At 60.6% G+C, this 22,779-nt stretch carries 17 protein-coding genes; 15 read left to right on the top strand and 2 right to left on the bottom strand.

Going from position 1 to position 22,779, the window contains the following annotated elements; all coding sequences use genetic code 11:
* The first annotated feature begins 28 nt into the window (after positions 1–28).
* The 4 genes from CKO40_RS17930 (at position 29) to CKO40_RS17945 (ending at position 7,623) form a co-directional block, all read left to right on the top strand.
* Positions 29–1,021, top strand: coding sequence for a glycosyltransferase family 2 protein (locus tag CKO40_RS17930; protein WP_200347822.1), 993 nt, complete (start codon positions 29–31; stop codon positions 1,019–1,021).
* 1 nt (position 1,022) lies between these two features.
* Complete coding sequence (locus CKO40_RS17935) at positions 1,023–2,225, top strand: polysaccharide pyruvyl transferase family protein (RefSeq protein ID WP_200347823.1); 1,203 nt, start codon at positions 1,023–1,025, stop codon at positions 2,223–2,225.
* A 36-nt stretch (positions 2,226–2,261) separates the two neighbouring features.
* Positions 2,262–3,719, top strand: coding sequence for an alkaline phosphatase family protein (locus tag CKO40_RS17940; protein ID WP_200347824.1), 1,458 nt, complete (start codon positions 2,262–2,264; stop codon positions 3,717–3,719).
* An 832-nt stretch (positions 3,720–4,551) separates the two neighbouring features.
* On the top strand, positions 4,552–7,623 hold the full coding sequence (locus CKO40_RS17945; protein ID WP_200347825.1) for a CRTAC1 family protein: 3,072 nt from the start codon (positions 4,552–4,554) through the stop codon (positions 7,621–7,623).
* Positions 7,624–7,875: 252 nt separating this feature from the next.
* On the opposite strand, the gene CKO40_RS17950 is transcribed toward CKO40_RS17945, so the two are convergent.
* Complete coding sequence (locus tag CKO40_RS17950; protein WP_200347826.1) at positions 7,876–9,384, bottom strand: beta-galactosidase; 1,509 nt, start codon at positions 9,382–9,384, stop codon at positions 7,876–7,878.
* Positions 9,385–9,548: 164 nt separating this feature from the next.
* Positions 9,549–10,538, bottom strand: a complete 990-nt coding sequence (locus tag CKO40_RS17955; protein WP_200347827.1) for a sulfotransferase domain-containing protein — start codon at positions 10,536–10,538, stop codon at positions 9,549–9,551.
* 563 nt (positions 10,539–11,101) lie between these two features.
* On the opposite strand from CKO40_RS17955, the gene CKO40_RS17960 reads away from it, so the two are divergent.
* The 11 genes from CKO40_RS17960 to xrtD all read left to right on the top strand — a co-directional run bounded on the left by CKO40_RS17960 (position 11,102) and on the right by xrtD (position 22,739).
* Positions 11,102–12,220 carry a glycosyltransferase family 4 protein gene (locus CKO40_RS17960; RefSeq protein WP_200347828.1) on the top strand — a complete coding sequence of 373 codons (1,119 nt, stop codon included), beginning with the start codon at positions 11,102–11,104 and terminating at the stop codon, positions 12,218–12,220.
* The gene (locus tag CKO40_RS17965; RefSeq protein WP_207173717.1) at positions 12,213–13,391 is read left to right on the top strand and encodes a glycosyltransferase family 4 protein; all 1,179 of its coding nucleotides are present in this window, start codon (positions 12,213–12,215) and stop codon (positions 13,389–13,391) included. Before CKO40_RS17960 ends, CKO40_RS17965 begins: the two co-directional genes overlap by 8 nt.
* On the top strand, positions 13,388–14,305 hold the full coding sequence (locus tag CKO40_RS17970; protein WP_200347830.1) for a sulfotransferase family protein: 918 nt from the start codon (positions 13,388–13,390) through the stop codon (positions 14,303–14,305). The genes CKO40_RS17965 and CKO40_RS17970 overlap by 4 nt, the downstream gene beginning before the upstream one ends.
* Entirely contained in the window at positions 14,298–15,533 is a 1,236-nt protein-coding gene (locus CKO40_RS17975; RefSeq protein ID WP_200347831.1) for a glycosyltransferase family 4 protein, read from the top strand. Before CKO40_RS17970 ends, CKO40_RS17975 begins: the two co-directional genes overlap by 8 nt.
* Positions 15,530–16,345 carry a WecB/TagA/CpsF family glycosyltransferase gene (locus CKO40_RS17980; protein WP_200347832.1) on the top strand — a complete coding sequence of 272 codons (816 nt, stop codon included), beginning with the start codon at positions 15,530–15,532 and terminating at the stop codon, positions 16,343–16,345. The genes CKO40_RS17975 and CKO40_RS17980 overlap by 4 nt, the downstream gene beginning before the upstream one ends.
* Positions 16,346–17,200, top strand: a complete 855-nt coding sequence (locus CKO40_RS17985; RefSeq protein ID WP_200347833.1) for a sulfotransferase family 2 domain-containing protein — start codon at positions 16,346–16,348, stop codon at positions 17,198–17,200.
* A 365-nt stretch (positions 17,201–17,565) separates the two neighbouring features.
* Positions 17,566–18,303: a sugar transferase gene (locus CKO40_RS17990; protein ID WP_200347834.1), complete on the top strand. Its 738-nt coding sequence runs from the start codon at positions 17,566–17,568 to the stop codon at positions 18,301–18,303.
* Positions 18,304–18,398: 95 nt separating this feature from the next.
* Complete coding sequence (gmd, locus tag CKO40_RS17995; RefSeq protein ID WP_200347835.1) at positions 18,399–19,529, top strand: GDP-mannose 4,6-dehydratase; 1,131 nt, start codon at positions 18,399–18,401, stop codon at positions 19,527–19,529.
* A complete protein-coding gene (locus tag CKO40_RS18000; protein ID WP_200347836.1) occupies positions 19,526–19,978 on the top strand; it encodes a DUF29 domain-containing protein in 453 nt (150 codons plus the stop codon). Before gmd ends, CKO40_RS18000 begins: the two co-directional genes overlap by 4 nt.
* A 33-nt stretch (positions 19,979–20,011) precedes the next feature.
* On the top strand, positions 20,012–21,013 hold the full coding sequence (gene fcl, locus CKO40_RS18005) for a GDP-L-fucose synthase (protein ID WP_200347837.1): 1,002 nt from the start codon (positions 20,012–20,014) through the stop codon (positions 21,011–21,013).
* Positions 21,014–21,173: 160 nt separating this feature from the next.
* Positions 21,174–22,739, top strand: coding sequence for a VPLPA-CTERM-specific exosortase XrtD (gene xrtD / locus CKO40_RS18010; RefSeq protein ID WP_200347838.1), 1,566 nt, complete (start codon positions 21,174–21,176; stop codon positions 22,737–22,739).
* The last annotated feature ends 40 nt before the right edge of the window (positions 22,740–22,779 follow it).

Raw genomic sequence — 22,779 nt, forward strand, 5'->3', positions numbered from 1 at the left:
CAGAAGGGACTTAAACGAGGCGAGCGCGATGGATCTGCGTGAGACGCAACTGAGCACCGCAGTGGTAATCTGCACGCTGAATCGCCCGGACGATATCCAGCGTACCGTGCAGTCTCTGTGCCGGCAGACGGTAACCCCGAATCAACTGGTCGTGGTGGATGCGGGTGAGCTGGGAGACGTGGTGAACGCGCTGGCGGCAAGCGCGGCGTCTGCCGGCATAGCTTTCGATTACTTCAACGCCAGTCCAAGTACGACGCGGCAGCGTAACCTGGGCGCCGAGCGCGTCCGTTCGGATATCGTCTTCTTCATGGACGACGATATCGATCTGGACCCAGCCTATATCGAGATCATTCGCGGCGTGTACGAAGAAGATACTTCCGGCCGTATCGCTGGGGCCGCAGGTGTCGATCGCTCAGTTCCCGCCGTAACCAAATCGCTGCAGCTATACCGAAAGCTTTTCATGCTCCGAGAGGAGCGTGCTGATGGCGTTCCGCGTCTCAAGCGCTCGAATTTCCCGATCCTAGTCCCGCATCCATCGCGTCGGGTGCTCTGTGAGGTGCTCCCGAGCACGGCCGTGAGCTACAGGACGGTGGTTTTCAATCAACATCGATTCGACGACGAGCTTGATGGTTACGTGATGGCAGAAGACATCGATCTCTCCTACCGCGTCTCAAGGGAATTCGAGCTGTGCGTCACGCCTGAGGCCCATTTCAACCATCACCGCTCGAAGGTCTCGCGGGCCTCAGTCCGCGAGCGTGAAATGCGTCGCGTCTATTTTACCCAGTACTTTTTTAAAAAGAATCAAGGCAGTTCCTTGTTGAGCTTCGTCGCGCGGTGTTGGGCGTTAGTTGGTCTCGGAACGCTCTATGCTAAACGCTCGGCCACCCTCCGGAACGCTGACTTGATCGCAGGCTTTCTCGACGGCGTCATGCTGTGTCGGCAGCGCCAGCTTCTCGGGCCTGGTGCTTTGCGCCGGGCGGCCGATGGCTACTATTCGCTGCAGCGCGGGAAGGTGAACTGAGATGCGACGGATCGGCATATTGACCTTCGTCTGGGGTTACAACCCAGGGACGCTGCTGCAGGCGGACGCGGTGCGAATCCTCTTTCAACGGCGATTCCCGGACGCCCAGGTCTCCATAATCAACTACCAACCGGGAGCGAGGCGGCGCAAGCCGTCCCTAAACGTGTTCGGGATGCGAAATGCCCGGCGAACATGGCAGGTGTTTCGCCAGACACGAGCGTTTGACCAATTCCGGCGCGGTCGACTTGGCCTGGTCAGCACGCCGGTTCGTACGCATGAGTATCGGGCCGCGCTCGCCTCTGTCATCGCGGAGGATTTTGACGCCATAGTCGTAGGCAGTGACCAGGTCTGGGAGATCACGCCGGACGATCGCAAGGTTCCGGTGCCATTCCCGAATGTGTTCTGGCTCGGGCCTGAGGTCCCTGCGCGCAAGTACGCTTGCGCCGCATCGGCTGGTGCAACCGATACGACCCTACTGCCTGACCCAACTCGCGAGCAGGTAAGGACTCTGGCGGCGAACTTCGATCTGGTCGGCGTACGAGACGAAATCACCGAATCGATGATGCGCGACTTTGCGGTTGTGGAGGCGGAGCGTATCGTGCGCATGCCGGACCCAACCTTCGGTGTCGATTTTCCGGAGACCAGCATTGCCGCTCGATTGAGGACACGCGGTCTGGATCTCGAGCGACCCATCGTTGGCGTAGGGCTAGCCGATCGACTCGGGATTCGCCGCATCGTCGTTGAAGAGTTGCTGTCTCGTGACTACCAGATCCTAAGTATCGGGCAGGCCCCCATGCGCGAGCGTGAGGTCGTTGACAGCCCCGCGATCTCACCCTATGAGTGGGCGGATGTATTTCGGTTCCTGACGCTAACGATTACGGACCGGTTCCATGCGTCGGTATTTTCGCTCAAACACGCTGTTCCATTCATCGGGATCGACCTCAGCCCGCACAGGATGACTAGTGGTGGGGCGTCGAAAATTGAGACGTTGGTCAAAGAAATCGGCATCCCAGCAGGACTCCGATTCGCCGGCGACGAGGTTGCCGCCGACCCGACAAGACTGACCAAAGCCATCGACTCATTGCTGAGTGACTATGATCGCAAGCAGGTAGTGGAGTGCCAAGCTCCGCTGCGTAACCGCATCGAAACATACCTCGATCGCGTTGCGCAGATAGAAGTGGGCGACAGTCGGACGGCGGCCTAACCTGTTGCGGTTCCCAACCGATCGCGGCAATTCACTATGAAACTCCTGATTATTGGCATCGACGGTGGTGACCAACGGGTCTTCGATGCTTACTCCATGCCATATTATGAGCAGTTGCGGAAGCGCATGAGCGCGCGCACGGTCACCGAGGATCTGCACAGCCGCGGTTGGGCCGAGATTGTTTCCGGCCGCCCGGGCATGGAAACTGGGGCGCTATACATGGCCCCCAAGCTCGACGGGAGCCTCGGCTTCAGCGATTCTTTTCAGATCGCAAGTATGCTGGAGCTTCCTTACGTCACGCCGATCTGGAACCTGGCTTCACGTCGCGGTGCGACGGTCGGCGTGATGAACCTGCCATCCGCATCCAAGGCGATTCCGGTCAACGGCTTCTTCGTTGGCAGTGGCGGCGGTGGTTTGCACAAGGTGGACGGTGTCCCTAAGAGGTTGGTCTATCCCGACGATCTGCTCGGCGAACTTGAGCAGGGCGGTTACATCGTGGATATCCGTTTCAAGTCCTCTGGCATCCGGGATTTAGAGGCGTTGTTCGATCGGCTCGGGCGCATGGAAGCCGAACGGGTCGCGGCGTTTGTTCGGTGCTGCCAGGCGCGATCGACCGATTTCGGGTTCGTCATTGACCGAGCGACCACCGTGGTGCAGTACCTACTGCGCAAGGTTATCGAGGACCGCATGGCCGGGGATGCTGGCAATCAGACCGAGCTAGAAGCGCTGGCGTCACAACTGCTCGAACGCTTCTATCAGCAGGTCGACGAAAACCTGATGCGGCTCGTCGAGGAATTGCAGCCTAATCACCTAGTGCTGACGGCGGACCATGGCTGCGTTCCATATCGATATAAGGGTAACGTCAACGATCTGCTGGCAGCTAATGGGTGGCAGGCTGTTGCTGGAAAAGCCGGCTCGACCCTGGCGCGATTGAGGCGCAGTGTGCGCCGGATGCTGCCGCGTTCTGCGACGCAGGCGCTAAAGGGCAGTCTGCCGGCCGCGGTCAAGGGTGCGCACGAGGCGTTCGATCGTAGCGGAACCAAGGCCTTTGGCCATTATCATATTCCAGGCGTCTTCATCAACGATAAGCGCCGTTTCGGCGGACCAGTGGCTGATGGCGCTGAGACCGTTGGTCTGGTTGAAAAGATCTGTGCGGCGATCAACGCAGATTCAGAGGCACAGCGCTTCGGGTTATCCGCTCGCCCATACCGATCTGAATATCCGCATGTGCGATTTGCAGACAAGCTGCCGGACGTCTGGATAGACAAGCCGGATGAACTCTTGTTCGATCACAAGACTTCCGGGCTGGTCGTTTCCAATCCGAACTACAGCCCGATGCGCGACCTCGATTCCGTGAATGAGGATATGTACACCGGACAGAAGGGCCGGCATCCAATTTTACTCGTCGATCACGAGCTGGAGGGGTTGTCTCGACCCGAGGACCCGCCGGACCTGCGACAGATTCACTCGCTCGTCGGGCGCGTGTTCGACTGATATCGCACACGATGGGTTTATTCGGCTTATAAGGTTTCGAGCCCCAAATCATCGTCACTGAGTTCTACGGTCATCGTGGGTTTATTCGGCTTATAAGGTTTCGAGCCCGCTGTGAGCGAGGCTTGGTGGCGGCGAACTAACTGCACCAGCGCCCGCGTGCGTAAAGGCTGGTGCTGGTAGCCGCGACCGGGGCAGGCAAACCTCTTCGACCAGCGCCAGCGCTCAAGGCCCGGCTCGCACTGCTGCCCGCTTCCTTAGGTGGAGAGACACTGCCTGAGACTCAACCCTTTCTGAAACTCGATCGGGTTCCGTGCGATGCCCCTCCTTTGCAACCGGTTCCGGTAGCAGGAATGGTGGACCCTTCGCGCTTAACCGGCTGACCCTTGTGTATAATCTGGTCATCCCAAATTCTGCTTTGCAGCGCCACTAGCCGGACTTCGCATATGCATCGTGCTGCCGGCCGGAGTCGACGATCCTACTCAGCAGCCATACCGAAGGAATCCAGGGGGAGACTTAGAAGGAGCCTCGGCCCCACTTGCCTCCCTTCAACAAGCTCTGCGATACTCACGCTCCAGGAGCGCTAAGCGGGTGGACATAGTCGCGCCAAATTCCAGAGAGTTGAGCGTTAGCGGCCACGTACATAGCACTCGTCAAACCAATTAATTCCTTTGTAGATTTATAACAGGAAAGGGAGATGCGCTTGAAAAGGCACCTGGTGACCACTGGAAACGCCGCTCCGCGAACGAGCTGGAAGGCCCGAGGCCGACGCTTCGCTAACCGCCGGTGCCTGGCAACCATGACGTTCGGGAGTCGGCTAGATGCACGCGGACGAATGTCGCGTGCCACATCGGCTGGCATTGTCGCGGTGTTGATCATCGGGGCTGTAGCATTTTCCGACGCACTCGCAATCAACTTTGAGGTCGTCACGGACGGGTCTAACATCGACTACTTCGGAGAAAGCAAAGGCGCGGCCTGGGGGGATTTCAACCAGGACGGATGGCCCGATATCTGGGTCACCAACCGCTACAGTCCGTTTGCGCTCTACGTCAATAACGGCGATGGTAGCTTCGTCGATTCTTCTTCGGTCATCGATACACCGGGCCAGGGAGCCTATGGAGCGGCCTGGGGTGATTTCGACAATGACGGCGACGCCGACATCCTGAACATGGGACCGGGGGGATGCGGAGGAATCTGCGGTTCGGTTACGTCCAATAAATTTCTGGTCAATGAGCGAGGCTTTCTAGTTGATCAAACGCTGACCTTCAACCTAACCTATCCCGAGCACCGCGGCAGGATGTCGCTTTGGTTCGACTGGAACAACGACGGCCGGTTGGATGTGTTGTTTGCGGGTGTGGCTCGTCCTGACGGCCTGGGGCCGTCTGCAATATTTACGCAAACAGATTACCAGTTTGTCGATGATACCTGGATGACCGGCCTATCGTCTGGGTCCAGCTTGCAAGGTCAATTGGCGCGCCTAACGCCTGGGGGGCGCCCCTTTGTCTTCCTGCTCGGGCCGCGTTGGGTGTCCTCCCCACGGGCGGTCTATGACTATACCTCGCTTCCCTTCGTAGACAGCAGAGAGAGCCTAGGTATTGGGAGCTGGTCAGACGTAACCGACGCCGTTATCGCCGACCTGAACGGCGATCTCAAGTCTGACATGTTTCTGACGCGGTGGGAGTATTCTACTGCGGCTACTAAAACCGGCCCCGCGCAGGTTGACGCCTGGCTTCGCGTCAATTCGGATCAGAAGGGGTTCCGGTTCAAGGCCCCGGGTCAAGTACAGTTCACTATTGTAGAGGCGGGACTCGTGCTTGGCGAAGTCTACATCGGCGCCGCTGCTGCGATTCAGGTGGACAGTTTTACCTTTACGCTGTCAAGCAATGATCCGGACACGCATGGGATCTATCCGCACTCCCCAGGGAGGGATACAGGCATCTACATCGGCTATGATCCGGCGACGCAGGTCTGGGAAGTGCAACACAGTGACTCAGAGCCAGCGGGCCGTTTCGTCCGCGTGCGCGCTGACATGGACATCTCAGAGTTCCGCACGGTCGGCTTCGAGAGTTCCGATGGCGCGCTGACAGATCGTTTGCTCCTGCAGACTGACGAAGGTTTTACGGAGGCTACGACAGACGCCGGCCTGGACTGGCCGACGTCCTGCAACTCGGTGATCGCCGCCGACTTCGACAACGACATGGACCTCGACCTGTACCTTGTCTGTCTCAGTCCACTCGAAAATCGACCCAATATTCTGTATGAAAACCTCGGCGACGGGACCTTTGTTGAAGTCCCGGGCGCCGGCGGTGCGGCTGGGAGCTCGGTCGGACGAGGAGACGGTGCAGCGGCCGCCGACTACGACCGCGACGGATTCATTGACCTGTTCGTCACCAATGGATGGCACGGGCCGGCACCGTATAACGAAGGGCCCCATCAGCTTTTCCGTAACCTAGGTAATGCCAATCACTGGCTGGAGATCGATCTCGAGGGCACGCGCTCGAATCGTGATGGCATTGGCGCCCAAGTCCTGGCGACCGCTGGCGGCGTCACGCAGGTGCGCGATCAGAACGCAGGGATCCATCAGTTCAATCAAGACCATCAACGCCTGCATTTCGGTCTCGGCCCCAACGTCCGTGTCGACGAGTTGGTCATTCATTGGCCGAGCGGTATCGAGCAACGGCTCGCTGAGATTCCCGCCGACCAGATCATTCGCATCGCCGAGCCCGGCCCGCCCTTCGCTCCCGGAGCGCCCGTTTACGTTCCGGGGCAGGATGCGGGCGTCTACCTCTGGAAGGAGACCTTCGATGGCCCCTATCACTTGCGGGTCTCTGCTGACTGGGACTCTGACTCCCCCTATGCGCTGGTTGAGACGACACTCCTGGCGGAACGGCCGGTCGACGCCGTCCTACCGGTGGCACTGGAAGCGAATGACGTCCTCACTCACCGACAGAATAGGCTCTCCCTGACCAGCTGGGTCGGGCCCTCGGACGACGGCGTGAATTTCGCAGTGCCTGGGGGTACAGACGCACTCATTTCGGTGCAACAAGACGGGGTATCAAACCCGCGGCAGCTTCATGTAGGGCCCTCAGGAGAGCCGATTCCGGCGGCAGGGTTCGTGCTGAATGCCGACGATCTTCCGGCCATGCCCAACTTCAAACCGGGCCAGGATCTCGGGCTATTCATCGGGGAGGAAGCCGGAGCGCAGGTGGTGACGGCTCGATGGAGCGGCGATGACATGAGACATCGCTCGGCATTCTCCCTCCTATCATCGGAGCCCCTGCTCGCCGTGAACCCCGTAAGGTTGGAATCCGATGATGTCGTCACGACCGGACCCTATCATGCCCAGGTTCGCGGTTCCCTCGTTAACTGGCAGGATGGCGTCGACGTCGAGATCGTTCTGGGTTCCATACTGGGGATTGCTTACGAGCAGGACGGTCTGATGCAACCTCATCTAGTTAATCCTGCAACACGGGATCTTGGTATGCCGAATGCCTACCGTCTGCCGCGGGCAGAACCTTACGGCAAACCGGTATACGATCCTGGTACTGAAGCGGGCTTGTTCCTGTGGAAGGATAAGGCGACCGGTACCTGGCATTTGCGTGGTGCGGCGGGCGGTGGGTATAGCCGTTACGCAGGCGAGCTTGTGTCAGACCAACCCTTTACAACGGTCTCCGCTGTTGGGCTCGAGGCAAATGATGTCCTGGACACCACGGAGCCGGCTCGGATCGCATTTGATTTGCAAATGTGGCAGCAATGGCAAGATGGGATCGATTTCCAATTCCCGCCGGAGGCGAACGTCTCCTTTACTCTGCAGCCGCATGCGGACGACAGTCCTGCCGATGCGCTTCAGATCGGCGCTGAACGCTGGCCCGTCGAGCAGGTACCGCTCGATATCAGTGGGTGGTAATGTTTCAAGGCCCCGGCAAAGTCGGGGCCTTGATAAAGGTTAAAGGTGGGGCCTCGAGTATGTGATCTGTGCAGGCGCAATCCTGCCGATCGGGACGCTCTAGCTGCGCGCGCTTGAGAGCCTACGAGTCCCGGAAACGCGTGGCCAGCCATCCGCTACCTTCGCGGCCGACAGGGCGGAGGGCAGCAGGTGCCCTGCCACCAAGAGCAAGGCAAGATGCGTGGGTTGCGCGTTGACCAGTCACTAGCGCGATCACTCGCCGCTGGCGCGGCGAAGCTCAAATAGGTGGATTTGCACTGCGCCGTTCTCGGCCTTGAGTGTCCAGTCCACGCCGCTCGGGTCCAGAGCTGCTACTGGCTGAACCAGCTCGGACCAGCCTTCGTCCGTGGAGTCGAGGTGCATCAGGATCGGTGTTGACGGGCCGGTGACCCGGAGCAGGAGTCCCAGCTCTGAGGACGCCGTATCATCCCTCGCGTCTGCTGCGTCGCTCTCCGTTGCCAGGCTCAGCCCGGCGGGCGGCTTAATCGGCAGCGTTGATACTGCTGCCGGATCCGCAGGTTTGGCGACGACCCGAATCTCCACACCGGTGGCCTCGGGCAAGCTCGCCAGTAAGGTCGGATTGATGTGCAGCCGAATCTCGTCGCCGGCTTGGATGACGCGGGACCACACCCCGTATCGCGCGTCCTCGTCTTCTCCGAGGTTCGCGCTCGTAGGGAGCCAATCGGTGTATCCAGGCGCTTGCCCCGCGTTTTCCGCCTGGATCAAGAACTCGTAGTCGCCACGCAGATACTCTCCGTCGCGGAATGCAATCCAACCGCCTGGCGCCAGGTCCGGCCGACCCAGGGTGCCGGCGTATCGGCTCGTGAATGCGCGGGTTTTTGCGAATGCTTCAGCAGGTTCCTCTGCCCGCAGGTCGGGGGCGTACTCGGCTACGATCGAGGCTCCGAGCTGGAGGTCGCCAAGGTGTCGCCAGTAATGCCACTGCTCAGCCGACATCGGCGGGACATTATAGCGTTGCTTATGGTTAACTGCGGCGCTCCACGGCTCCGCATAGCATGGGCGGTTGCCTGCGGCGCAGAACCTTCGAAAGAACTCGTATTGCTCTTCTTGGCCAAGCGTGAACGGTTCTGGCTCGCTCGAAGTGTGAAAGACACCAATACGGTTGTCTCCTTGCAGCATGTTGGCGTAATCATCGCTTGCGTCTTGACGCGCGCGCATATAGACGGTAGTTATTGGTTTGTCGCTCCCGCGGTAGCCGAATGCGTCCAGGTAGAACCCTTCCACAGCTCTGCGATAGGCGTCGACAGTCCCGAAGGTCCAGTCGGTGCCTGGTTCGACGCCAGCCGGTAAGTTCCACTGATCGGCGCTTCTGACCTTAGTAGGCACGAGCCAATGTTCAGTGCCGATGGCATTGTAGTTCATGCGAATGCCCGCAACCGATTTCCGCAGGTCACTCCGTAAGACGAACTGTGCAAGCGCCTCAACCATCCCCTGCATGGCGGAAAGATAAGCTGGGTGCCAATACATTGGCATTCCGGCTGGGTTATCGGTCTTACCGGCTATCGTTGCAAGCGCCCGATCAGCAAGCTGTGCGGGGGTCAGCCTCGGCACCGAGTCAACGAGCCAGTTAGGGTGTCTTCTTGCATTCACCTGGATCGTCGCCGTTAAGCCAGCAGCCGAGATCCGCCCAAGTTGGCGTTCGACAGGTTCCCAATCGAACTCGCCAGGCGCGTCAGGCTCGATGTCGCGCCACTGGACCATGACTTGCCCACCCGAGACGTGAGGCAGGGTGAGGTCTGAGGTAACGTGGCCAGGCCAGATCGCAAATACACCGGATGGTTGCGACTGGGCGCTGATTGGGGCCACAACGATGCACGCTGTAAGCAGCCATCTCAGGAGACGCATGTGGCGGAAGCGGGTACGGATCAATGATTCAGCCATGGCGGGAGCTTCAGGGAGGGAAAGCGGGTACTGAGCAGATGTCGCAGCTCAGCATTTGGGGTGTCGTAAACGGCAGTGAGGCGTTCGATTAGTTCAGGCGCAATCGATGAGCCCGCGCCCGCAGTGAACGAGGTGCGTTGCTCGTTTAGTCTTTCGTAGAGAGAGCGCAGCGTGCGCTTTAGAGCTGGGCGCTCAACCAGCCAAGGTTCAAACCGTTGATTGAATCGATGCGCCAGCTTCTGCAGGCGCCGGAAGCGATGCTCGCGCGTTCTGTTCTCGACTGTGAACGTATAGTTGGTGTAGAAGCCAGGGTCAACTTCGAGCCAAGTTGCTAGCCGCACACAGAGGTGGCGGGAGTCGTCGCGCAGTTCGTCGAACGAACAGATAAAAATCGCCTCTGGCGGAAACCTTATTAGGTATTCCGAAATTTTCGGTGCGTAGTAGCCGCGCTGAAACTGCAGCCAGGCGTTTCGCGCAACACCCGGTTCCTTCGGCTCCGTGCCGCTGGCAGCGGCCTCGACCAGTTCCACGTAGCGCGGGATTGGCAGCTTAGCTACATCGTCCTTGTATAGGTTTTGACGGTTGGTGCGCCAATAGGAGAGCAGCCGACTGGCCGGTTCGCGCAGCATCAGGATGAGCTTCGGGCGACCAAGACATCGTAGCAAGCGGTCCGCCACCGGACCACCGCCCATCAGGTAGCTAGGGCTCGCCTCAAGAAACGTTGTGGTCGCGGCGGTCGGGGCGCGGAACACCTGCCGGTATTGCGCCAGTAGCTCGTCCCCCTTGGCAGTCGGTTCGGCCAGAAAGAAGTCCGTCTCCTTGACGCGCGACGGGCATACGCTTGGATGGTCGGCAAGGTAGCGGAACAGAGAGGTCGTCCCGCACTTGTTCGCGCCGGCGATAATCGCGAACCCCAGGTCGTTGGATGGATCGGGGTGAGCGCCCTCGCGGAGGATGGTTGGATCTATCGCCATATCGGTCTTTCACACCTTACGGACTGCGTTCCACTCGTGCGATCCATGCCTTTTCCTAATAACCCCATTGTTTTAGCGGCTGCCGGGGCCAAGCAAGCCTGTGGTCGTCTAGACGCGACTGTTGAGCTAGCGGTCGAAGAGGCATAGCGCAAGAACGCTCGGGGCCACAGCTTGGCCGCGCGTCAAGCGTGGATAGAAAAGGGCATTCAGTCGAGTAAGGACACTGGGCACATGAAGTAACCCGGCTGCATAACAAGTAAAGACTAAGGGAGTATAGAGGCCAGAGTCAATTTACCGATGTGAAGTGGGCCCCAGAAACAGCACGGGCCGTCAACCTCGAGCGGCGGGAGGAAGTTGGCCCTGTTACGCCCTGGGTGCTGTGCCGTACGCAGCGCTCGTGGGTCTATCCTTCTAGGGCTTGTAACAAAGCGAAAAGCCGGCGTTGCAGTATCACCGCGATGGTGACAATGTCAGACACTTTGCTCGCGTGGATGCCTTCTGTGGTAAACTAAGCACCGCGCGTTATTCTCTGAGTGCTAAATCCGGCAAGAAGTGTTTCCGGCATGAAGATCTGCTTCGTCGGCCTCGACAACTACCCGGTTTTGGCTCGGGCCAGGGCCGCAGGCTACATCGGGGGCGAGTCGGTGCAGCAGACGCTGCTTGCCCGCGGCTTCGCGGAGCTTGGCTGGGATGTCGCGACCGTGGTCAAGGACCACGGCCAGCCGGACGGCGAGGTCATCGATGGTATCCGCGTGTTGACTGCGTTCCGGCCGGGCGGCGGCGTTCCCGGGTTGCGCTTCGTGCACCCACGCATGACCGGCATCCTTGGTGCCTTGCGACGCGCCGATGCGGATGTCTACTACCAGTCCTGCGCCGGCGTCGCGACTGGTTATACGGCGTGGCACGCGCAGCGCACGGGCGGGCGATTTGTGTTCCGGGTGGCCCACGATACCGATTGCCGGCCGGGCGAGGAGCTGATCCCGTATGCCCGAGATCGCGCCATCTATCGTTGGGGCCTACGTCGGGCAAACTTGATCTCAGCCCAGAGCGAGCGCCAGGTCGCCGACCTTCAGGTCCACTACGGACTCGAGAGCATGATCTTCCCGATGTTGGTGCAGCTTCCGGAGCCTGCCGAGCTCGAGCAGCCGCGGGACATCGACGTCCTCTGGGTCAACAACCTACGCGACTTCAAACGACCGGAGCGGATGCTAGAGCTGGCTCGGCGAGTGCCATCTGTGAACTTCACGATGATCGGCGGTCCCTGTGCGGACCATGAAGCCCTCTTTGAGCGGGTGCGGGCTGGCGCGGAATCCCTACCGAACCTCGATTTTCTTGGTTTCGTACCCTACCACGAGGTCAACCCCTACTACGCCCGAGCGAAGCTCTTTGTGAATACGTCAGACTCCGAGGGATTCCCGAACTCGTTCCTGCAGGCCTGGGTGCGCGAGACTCCCGTCATCTCATTCTTCGACCCCGACGGCCTGATCGCCCAGGCTGGGCTCGGTGCCGTCCCGGCCAATCTCGACGAGATGATCGCCTGCGTGGCCGACCTCCTTGGCGACACGGGCCGGCTCGCGTCGCTGGGTGCGGCCGCGCGTCGCTACGCGCTCGGTACGCATGCACCGACCGCGGTAGCCGCGGCCCACGCTCATGCCTTCGAGGCCCTTCGTGGTGATGTTTGATGCCGCGCAACAGGAGGTCGTCGGGGGCCATGCGGACGACGGGCGCATCGCTGTCCTGCTGATCGTGCCATCGCTGCGCCGGGCCGGCGCCGAGACCCAGGTTGTTGACCTCGTTAACGCGCTGGACCCGGACCGCTTCGCGATCCACCTGTGTGCGTTCGAGGCCGATATCGCACTGCTCGAACGAGTCGCCGCTGACCGGGTGACGTTCCACCACCCTCGTCGACGCTCTAAGTATGACCTCGGGTACGTGCGCGCGATCGGCCGCATCATCGATGCCCACGCGATCGAGGTTGTCCATTGTACGCTGCAGTTCTCGCTGCTCGTTGGCTGGCTGGCGCGGGGTTACGCTCGCCGGCGTCCTAGTCTGGTGGCGGCCCTACACACGACCCTGAATCGTGGACGCAAGGAGGAGCTGCAGGACCGCCTGCTCTACCGCTGGCTGCTCCGGGCGGCTGCGCGGGTGATCTTCGTCTCTTCGATCCAGTCCGAATACTGGTGCCGCCGCTACCCATTCCTCGAGGACCGATCGACTATTGTCTACAATGGCATCGACCTCGCGGCCAAACCGGTCGATGCAGCTGGCACGCTTGGCGCCTCGTTCCGGGCCGCCGCGGGAATTCCGGACGATGCCTTCGTCATTGCCTGCATCGCTGGTTTCCGGCCGGAAAAGGGCCACCGTTTTCTGATCCAGGCATTGGCCGGGCTGCCGGAGGACTGCTACCTTCTGCTGGCCGGAGACGGCGAGACCCGGTCATTAATTGAGGGCGCGGTGTCGCGAGCGGGTCTGGGCGACCGGGTCCATTTCCTAGGCATCGTTGCTGACGTCTGGCCGGTGCTCGCCGCGGCGGATGTCTCGGTATTGGCGTCGACCGCGGTTGAGACCTTCTCCATAGCAATGCTGGAGTCGATGGCCGCGGGGCTGCCGATGGTGGCATCCCGAATCGGCGGTATGGAGGAGGCCGTCACCGACGGCGAGACCGGTTTGCTGCTGCCGCCGGGTAACACCGCTGCGCTACGCGACGCGTTGGTACTTCTCCACGGGGATCGGCACCTGGCACGGCGCATGGGCCAGGCCGGGCGCGCACGCGTGGAACGCGACTTCACGGTGGAGCGGATGGCTCACACGACCGCGGCCGTGCTCGTCGAGGCGCGGGAGCAGGTCGCATGAGCGACTGCCTTGCACGGCCGATCTTCGTCATTGGCATGCCTCGCAGCGGCACGACGCTGGTCTTTGAACGGCTCGCGGGGATCCCGGGGTTGGGTTGGCTGTCGAACTACTCGGAGATGGCGCCGGGGCAGCCTTGGCTGAACATTCTGCGCCCCTTGCTCGGTAGTCGCCTGCTGCGGTTAGAGGGGCGCAAACGGCAGTATGGCCGAACACTCCCTGGCAACCGCTATCTGCCCCAGCCGGTGGAGGCGTACGCATTTTGGGACCGCTGGGCACACCCAGACTTTTCGACCGACTTCCTCGTTGGGCAGAGCGCCGACAGGGCCCGACGTGAGGCAACGCGCGACGCTGTCCGACGCACGTTGCGCTGGCAGCGGCGCGAGCGGCTGATCACCAAGATCACGGGGCCTGGTCGAATTGCGTTCCTAACGAGCATCTTCCCGGATGCCCGCTTCGTCCACGTGATTCGGGACGGGCGCCCGGTCGTCGACTCGCTGCTGCGGGTTGGATTCTGGGTGGCGAAGGGGGGTCTCGAGCGCCCATTTTGGCGCGGTGGCTTAGACCCAGCGGTGCTTGATGACTGGCGCCTCCATGGGTCGCGTCCGGCGGAACTGGCGGCCCTGCAATGGCTGCACGTGATCCGGGGTACCCGTGCCGAGGCAGGGGCGTTGCCGGCTGAGCAGTACGTCGAGTTGCGCTACGAGGACTTCATCGACGATCAGGCCGGCCAGCTCAACCGTCTGGCTGGGCTGCTCGACCTCCCTGGCGCCGGTCTTGTTGATGAGCGTTCCCGGGCCCGTGAGGACGCCCGCGCCCGGATGAACGAGAAGTACCGAGATCACCTTGATCCCGAAACGATCCAGCGGATCACTCGTATCATGGGCCCTCTATTGAGCGAGCTTCACTATGTCTGACAGACGGAGTGACGCATCGCCCGGCACCCGCCCCTCGGCACGCGTCGCGATTCTGTATCCCGCTGACCCGGCCGGTGTGATACCAGGCGGGATCGATACGTTCATCCGTGGTATTTTGCGCTGGACCCCGGCTGATATCCGGGTCGATCTGGTCGGCGTCTCGACTGACCCGGTCGCCCGGCCGCCCGGCCGCTGGACAGCCGTCAGCTGCGGCCGTAGCAGTTATCGCTTCTATCCGGTCGCGATGCTACCCGACCCGAGTCGTCGCGGGCGCGTTCCGCTGTCGGTGCGATTCATGCTCGGGCTGTTACGCTATCGGCCCCGGCTCGAGGTCGACATCCTTGAATTTCACCGGCTTGAACCACTCCTGCTGTACCTGCGTGATGGCCGGCCCAAGACTGCGGTAGTCCACCAGAACATGCAGATCTTGCGTGACAAAGACGCCGACATCCGCTGGAAGCACCTGCCGGCCCTGTATTTCGCGCTCCAGGATCTCATGGTACCGCGGCTCTCAAACCTATTCACGGTGCGTGAGGATGCCGCGGCTTGGTATCGCGAGCGCTATCCCGCGCACGCCGATAAGGTCCATTTCATGCCGACTTGGGTCGACCCTGAAGTGTTCTGGGAGCCAAACGAAGCGACCCGCGCCCAACGCGCCGCGGGTCTGCGCCGGATATTCGGCTTTCCAGAGGCCGCCCGGGTGCTGATCTCGGTGGGACGACTCGACACTCAGAAAGATCCGTTGCTCCTGCTTCGCGCCTTCGCGGCGTTGACTGCCGACGATCCGACCCTCTGTCTCGTCTACGTCGGCGACGGCGTGCTGCGCCCAGCGCTCAAGACGGCGATCGCTGAAACCGGGCTGGGCGACAGGGTGGTCCTGGCCGGACTGCGGCCTCAGTTGGAGATTGCGTCACTGCTGCAGGGTGCTGACCTGTTCACCTTATCCTCAGCCTATGAAGGCATGCCGATGTGCGTGCTGGAGGCGCTCGGCAGCGGGCTGCCGGTTGCCGCGACCGCGGTCGGCGAGGTTCCACGCGTAGTCCAGCCCGGGATCAACGGTGCCTTGGCCGCCGAGCGCACGCCCGAGGCACTGGCTACAGCGATCCGGGCGGTACTCCGAGATACCTCGGCACTGCGTGGCGCCCCGTGCACCGCGGTTGCGGCGCAGTTCTCGCCGGCTGAAATGCTGAAGCCGGCGTTTGCGAACTGGCGGCGGCTCGCGGCATGAGCGCCCGTCCAACACCGGCAGGGGTGGATATGCCCAGCTCCGGGACGATTCCGGAACGCTTCGACGTGCACGGCTGCCGGATCACGCGGACCACATTGGACCGCGCGGTATCGGCCGCGATCGCCCGGCGCGAGAGCGAAACGGGGGGGTACGCCTGCTTCGTCAACGTCCATGTTGCCGTGACCGCCCAAGGCAACGAGTCACTGCGCGCAGCGATCAACGAGTCCTGGTGCAGCTTTCCAGACGGTAAGCCGATCTACTGGGCCGGACGGGTTCAGAAGGGCGGGCCGCTCGGCAAAGTCTCGGGCCCCGATTTCCTGCCAGCCCTGCTGGCCGCACGAGCCGAACGCCCCCTGCGGCACTACTTCTACGGCTCCACCGAGTCCGTGCTGGAAGGTCTGCGCTCGCGTATTGGGCGCGACTTCCCGGAGGCCGTGGTTGTCGGGATGGAGTCGCCGCCGTTCCGCCCGTTGAGCGCGGTCGAGGTGGCCGAGACCCAGGCCAGGATCCGGGAGAGCGGCGCTGATTTCGTCTGGGTCGGTCTTGGCGCCCCGAAACAGGAACTTTGGATGGAAGCAAACTGGCAGGCTCTCGCGCCGGCTCTGCTGTTCGGGGTCGGCGCGGCATTCGATTTCCATGCCGGAGTTGTACAGCGAGCGCCGGCCTGGATGTGCAATAGTGGACTCGAATGGCTGCATCGCCTGGCCACTGAACCCCGCCGGCTGTGGTGGCGCTATCTCACTACCAACTCGCGGTTCCTGTGGCTGACTCTGCGCGGCGCTGTCGGCCGTGGATTGCGCCCGGAGGACTGAATGGGGCTCCCACGCGACCGTACCTTGCTTGCCTTCGTTCACATCGAGAAGGCTGCCGGCACAACGCTGATCCATGTACTGAGGCACAACTTCTTTCTACGCTACCTCGATGTGCGCCCGTATTCGCCTTCGCCTGAGCGAATCTTTAGAGCATCGGACCTGGCTTTGGCGCTGCGCATCAACCCGGGACTGGCCTGCATCGGGGGGCACTCCGTGCGGCCGTATTCGGACTTGGCCGAGGTGGTGCGCTCGGTGCGCTACGTAACCGTGCTGCGTGATCCGGTGCGCCGCTATGTCTCAATGTACCAATACTGGACTGAGATGCTCGGGAAGCAGATGACGTTTGAAGAATTTCTAAGCGACCCCGAGACCCATGACTTTCAGACCCGCAAGATTGTTGGTCGCGCGGACGCTGCCGCGGCCGAACAGCTGCTCGCAGAGGAGTTTTTCCTCGTCGGCGTCGTCGAACGGTTGGACGAGTTCCTGATCCAACTCGGCGCCCGACTCGCACCGCGCCCTTTCGACGCCCGCTACCGGCTGCTGAACACCGCGCGGGAGCGCAAGGAACCGCGAAGTGAGGACTATGCCGAGACGCGGCGAGAAGCGATCGCCTCCGTCAATGCCCACGATCAGCGGCTCTATGCATTCGTGAACAACCATATTCTGCCGGCGCAGCGCGCGGGCTATGGGGGGACACTAGATCAAGACGTTGCTGCGTTCCAGCGGCACAACCGTGAGCACAGCGTGCCGATGACCCGGCGCTACGCCGACTACATGGCGCGCAAGCTGTACTTTGAGCCCGTCACTGGCCTGGTTCGGCGCTACAATGGCATGGAATGGTACGGATCGTATTGATTGATAGCGAGTTCAACCAATTATACGGCCGTCCGCCTTAGAGTCGGGGCTGAGTCTGCTCAACCCGGGGCGCACGCCCGAGATCACGCCGGTCAACACGGCCGCGTGAAACCACGGTACAGGCGACAGGCACCTTGACATTGACCGCTCCGGAGATGCCGGAACTCTATAAGAGCTCGCTGAGGTAGTATTTCGTGGCTTGTACATGAAGGGGCGTTGTAAACTGTTTATACAGCACGAAACATATTACCTCGGAAAGGTGCGAGGTCTTAAAGATACAGACCTCGGAAGAACTTTTGCGTTGACTCCATCATTAACGAGCTACTGGCGAGCTATTCAAGTGGTCTCTCAGGAGTGCTTTACACATGAATATGGCTGCAGGAAACCCAACCGCGGAACCGAAAGAAGCCTTTCCATATAAACCGCCAACCGAGGACATCAAGAGGACCTATTGCCACCTATTCGAGCTCGATGGCCCGATCCCGGACCGCCTTCCAAGACTTTTCTTCGACAAGCTGGTCGCTGGTGCACTGCTCCTGTTGGCTGCCCCGATTCTAATTCTACTCAAGCTCGGCTATCTGATCGAAGGCTGGATCCTCCCGGAGAACAAAGGGCCGCTTTTCTTCTATTACAACGCGGTCAGTGCGGGTCGGGTCTTTCGCAAGTACAAGATTCGAATCATCAAAGTCAAGTATATTGATCCCGAAGGTGCTAAGCGGGGCGATTGGCTAGCCTATTCGGCAGAGTGGACTCCTGAAAGCCGAACTGTTTTAGGTCGGTTCGTCAAGAGTTTCTACCTCGATGAGATTCCGCAATTTTACAGTGTCCTACGTGGCGACATGAGCATCGTCGGTCCGCGCCCACTGTCGGTACTGCATTATGAACGAGACCTGGAGCAAGGGAATGTTGCTCGTTCATTGGTCAAGGGTGGATTGTTGGGTTTAGGGCACATCCACAAAGGCACTTCGGAGATGGGAAACCCAGTTTATGAGTACGAATATATCGATCAGTATCTGAAGCGGTCGCCAATGGGGCTATTATGGCTCGATCTAACCATTATCGGGCGAGGCATCAAGGTGATGGTCCAAGGCAAGGGGCTCTAATGGGCTGTGGCTGATTTCATTTCAACGGGCACTATCTTCATTGAGATAAGGGCCGCTGAATATTACACTTAGGCACTTAACGTGGAGCCTCATCTGTGTCGAAAAAAGCCCTGATCACCGGCATCACCGGCCAAGACGGCAGCTACCTTGCCGAATTCCTGTTGGAGAAAGGCTACGAGGTCCACGGCATCAAGCGGCGTGCCTCGCTGTTCAACACCCAGCGCGTGGATCATCTCTACGAAGACCCGCACACCCCGGAGCAGCAATTTATCTTGCACTACGGCGACCTCGCCGACAGCTCTAACCTCACGCGTATCCTCGCCGAGGTCGAGCCCGACGAGGTCTACAATCTCGCCGCCCAATCCCATGTCGCCGTTAGCTTCGAGGCCCCCGAATACACCGCCGATGTCGACGCCCTCGGCACCCTGCGCCTGCTCGAGGCCATCCGCTTCCTTGGGCTCACCGACAAGACCCGCTTCTACCAGGCCTCCACCTCCGAGCTGTTCGGAAAGGTCCAAGAGACCCCCCAGCGCGAGACCACCCCCTTCTACCCGCGCAGCCCCTATGCGGTGGCCAAGCTCTACGCCTACTGGATCACCGTCAACTACCGCGAAGCCTATGGCCTGTATGCCTGCAACGGCATCCTCTTCAACCACGAGAGCCCGCGCCGCGGCGAGACCTTCGTGACCCGCAAGATTACCCGCGCCCTGGCCAACATCGCCCAAGGTCTCGAGCATTGCCTCTACCTCGGCAACATGGACGCCCTGCGCGACTGGGGCCACGCGAAGGACTACGTGCGCATGCAATGGCTGATGCTCCAACAAGAGCAGCCCGAAGACTTCGTCATCGCCACCGGCGCGCAATACTCGGTGCGCCAATTCGTCCAATTGAGCGCCGCCGAGCTCGGGATCAGCCTCGAGTTCCACGGTGAGGGCGTCGCTGAGCAGGCTACCGTCACCGCGGTCGCCGACCCCGAGGTCGCCCCCGCCGTCAACGTTGGTGACGTCATCGTCTGCGTCGACCCGCGCTACTTCCGCCCGGCCGAGGTCGAGACCCTGCTCGGCGACCCGAGCCACGCGCGCGAGCGCCTCGGCTGGGTGCCCGAGATCAGCATCCAGCAGATGGTAGCCGAGATGGTCGCCGAAGACCTGCAGAGCGCCCGACGCTATGCGCTACTCAAGGCCCATGGGCATGCTATTCCGATCGCGCGCGAGGATGGGCGATGAACGCCGAAACCCTTTACGAGAAAGACCTCCATGCCTGGGCAAGACAAACAGCCGACCTGCTTAGAGCAGGGCGCTTCCAGGAGATTGACGTCGCTCACCTGATCGAGGAACTCGAGGCCATGGCGCGGCGCGATCGTCAAGAGCTGGTGAGTCGACTCAAGATCCTGTTGGCGCACCTGCTCAAGTGGGCCTATCAACCTGCTCACCGCAGTAGTTCCTGGCGTGGTTCCATCCTTGAGCAGCGGTTGCGGATACGTGATCTGCTCGACGATTGCCCGAGCCTCGTGCCGTTCCTACCTCAAGCGGTCGATCGGGCCTATCCGGATGGCGTCGTGCTTGCCGCCAAAGAGACTGGCCTGCCACGGACGAAGTTTCCTAATCGTTTGCCCTATAGGCTTGAAGCACTGCTTGACGATGACTGGTTTCCGGACGCGATCGAATCGCCCTGACCGTCGATGCAGCTCGACAGGAAACACGCAAACATGCCCTCGACCCACGACAAGCCCACCCTGTTCCTCGCCGGCCAACGCGGCATGGTCGGCAGCGCTATCGTCCGCCTGCTCCAAGCCAAGGGTCCAGATCAAGCCCCAAAGCAAGCTCAGCCCGAGCTGCTCACCGCCAGCCGCAGTGAGCTCGATCTGCTCAACCAGCAAGCGGTCAACGCCTTCTTCCAGCAGCACAAGATCGACCAGGTCATCATTGCCGCCGCCAAGGTCGGCGGCATCCAGGCCAACAACAGCCTGCCGGCCGAGTTCATCTATCAAAACCTGATGATCGAGGCCAACCTGATCCATGCGGCACACCAGGCGGACATCCAACAGCTGCTGTTCCTCGGCTCCTCCTGCATCTATCCGCGCGAGGCCCCGCAGCCGATGACAGAGGAGGCCCTGCTCACCGGTCCGCTCGAGCCCACCAACGAGCCTTATGCCATTGCCAAGATCGCTGGTATCAAGCTCTGCGAGAGCTATAACCGCCAGTACGGCCGCGACTACCGCAGCGTGATGCCGACCAATCTCTATGGACCCGGCGATAACTTCCACCCCGAGCACAGCCACGTGATTCCGGCGTTGCTTAGGCGCTTCCATGAAGCCGCCCGAGCCAAGACCCCCGAGGTCACCATCTGGGGCACCGGCACCCCCAAGCGCGAATTCCTCCATGTCGACGACATGGCCGCCGCCTGCCTGCATGTGCTCAATCTGGATACCGAGACCTACCAGGCCCAGACCCAGCCGATGTGCTCCCACATCAACGTCGGCACCGGCACCGATGTGACCATCCGCGAGCTGGCCGAGACCGTCGCCCGGGTCACCGGCTATCAGGGCGAGCTGCGCTTCGACTCGACGAAGCCCGACGGCGCCCCGCGCAAACTACTGGATGTGGCCAAGCTGAAGGCGCTGGGATGGCAGCCGCGCTACGACCTCGAGGACGGGCTGCGGCAGACCTATGGCTGGTTTCTTGATAACCTCGACAGCTTTCGGGCCTGAGCCTGAAGGACCGGCGCTACACGGAGTAGAAGCGGAACTCGAATACCACCACCAGAGGTGATATGCGCAGGCTTTACGCGGCTGTGAGTGGTTGGTTGGAAGCGATGCAGATCAGTATGGAAATGCGTTTTGGGCGTTTGAACGGAAAGAGCAAGTAATCATGACAGAGAGCGGGATAACCTGGGCCTTTCGGCCATGGCACTATGTGCTTCTGGCGATTTCGGCATTGATGCTTGCATTGGTGTATTGGGATGGACTCGTTGACATGTCAGCCAAGTGGGGCAAGGAGGAGTACAGTCACGCCTTCATGCTGCCTTTTGTTGCGGTCTTTTTCGCTTGGCAGCGCCTGACTGATCTGCGGCAGCGGTCGTCGGCAAATAGCTGGCTTGGTGTCTGGATGATGGCGCTCGGCGCGTTCATGTATATTGCCGGTGAGCTCGGGTCGCTCTACACGGTGATTCAATATGGTTTTTTGGTCGCGCTGGGCGGGCTCTTGGTATCGTTGGTTGGGTTGCGCACCTTTGCTGTGCTGCTGCCAGCCTACGCGCTGCTTTTCTTTATCGTGCCATTGCCGAATTTTCTCTACCATCAGCTTTCGCAGCAATTGCAGCTGATCTCATCGGAACTGGGCGTTGAGGTGATCCGGCTCTTTGGTATCCCTGTTTTTCTGGAAGGCAATGTAATCGATCTTGGAGCGTATCAGCTCCAGGTCGTCGAGGCATGTAATGGCCTGAGATATCTTTTTCCGTTGATGGCCTTGGGCTTTATTGCGGCCGTGATCTTTCGTGGTGCGCTCTGGAAGAAGATATTGATATTCGTCTCAACGGTGCCAATCACGGTGTTGATGAATAGCTTTCGCATCGGTGTCATCGGCGTGATGGTGCAATGGGGCGGGACTGGAATGGCGGAGGGATTCTTGCATGACTTCGAGGGCTGGGTGATTTTCATGGCCTGCGCCGCAATCCTCGTAGGAGAGATGGCGCTGCTCGCCCGGATCGGCAATCCGCAGGGCTCTTTGCTCAGCGCGTTCGCGATCGAGGGGCCGCCACCGCTGCCGAAAGAGAATGTTGTCCGCTACCGGGCGATACCGCGATCGTTCTGGATTGCGTTCGCGGTGCTTACTGCCGCTCTTGCGGTCTCGCAGCTGTTGCCGAACAGAGAGGAACAGACTTTAGAGCGACGCGACTTTCTCTTTTTCCCGCGTACGCTTGGTGGTTGGTCTGGGCAAGTCGAAAAAATGAAGAGCGCAACCAAAGAAGCGCTGGCTTTGGATGATTATATACTGGCGACTTACGACAACGGACTTGGCGATGAGGTTAATCTCTACATTGCCTATTATGCCTCACAGCGCAAGGGTGCATCAGTCCATTCACCGAAGACTTGTCTTCCCGGTGGCGGTTGGCGGATGAAGGAGCGGTCTCGATACGCGATCGATGTTGCAGGAAGGGAAGAGCCGTTATGGGTGAACCGAGTGCTCATCCAGATGGGCGAGGATCGGCGTCTGGTCTACTATTGGTTCCAGCAACGCGGGCGGTTGATTACAAACGAGTACATGCTGAAATGGCTCCTGTTCTGGGATGCTTTGGTGAAGAACCGTACCGATGGAGCATTGGTGCGGGTGACCACGGGCGTGCCGGTAGGCGAGGACCCTGCGTCTTACGATGTGTTGCTGTCGCAGTTCGTTGGCTCGATTTGGCCGACGCTTCCCGATTATATCCCAGAGTGAGTGAGTCGATTGAGTCGCAGCTCGGATTGCGAGACGGAGT

The organism is Halochromatium glycolicum (assembly GCF_016584085.1).
GTDB classification, from domain to species: Bacteria; Pseudomonadota; Gammaproteobacteria; order Chromatiales; family Chromatiaceae; genus Lamprobacter; species Lamprobacter glycolicus.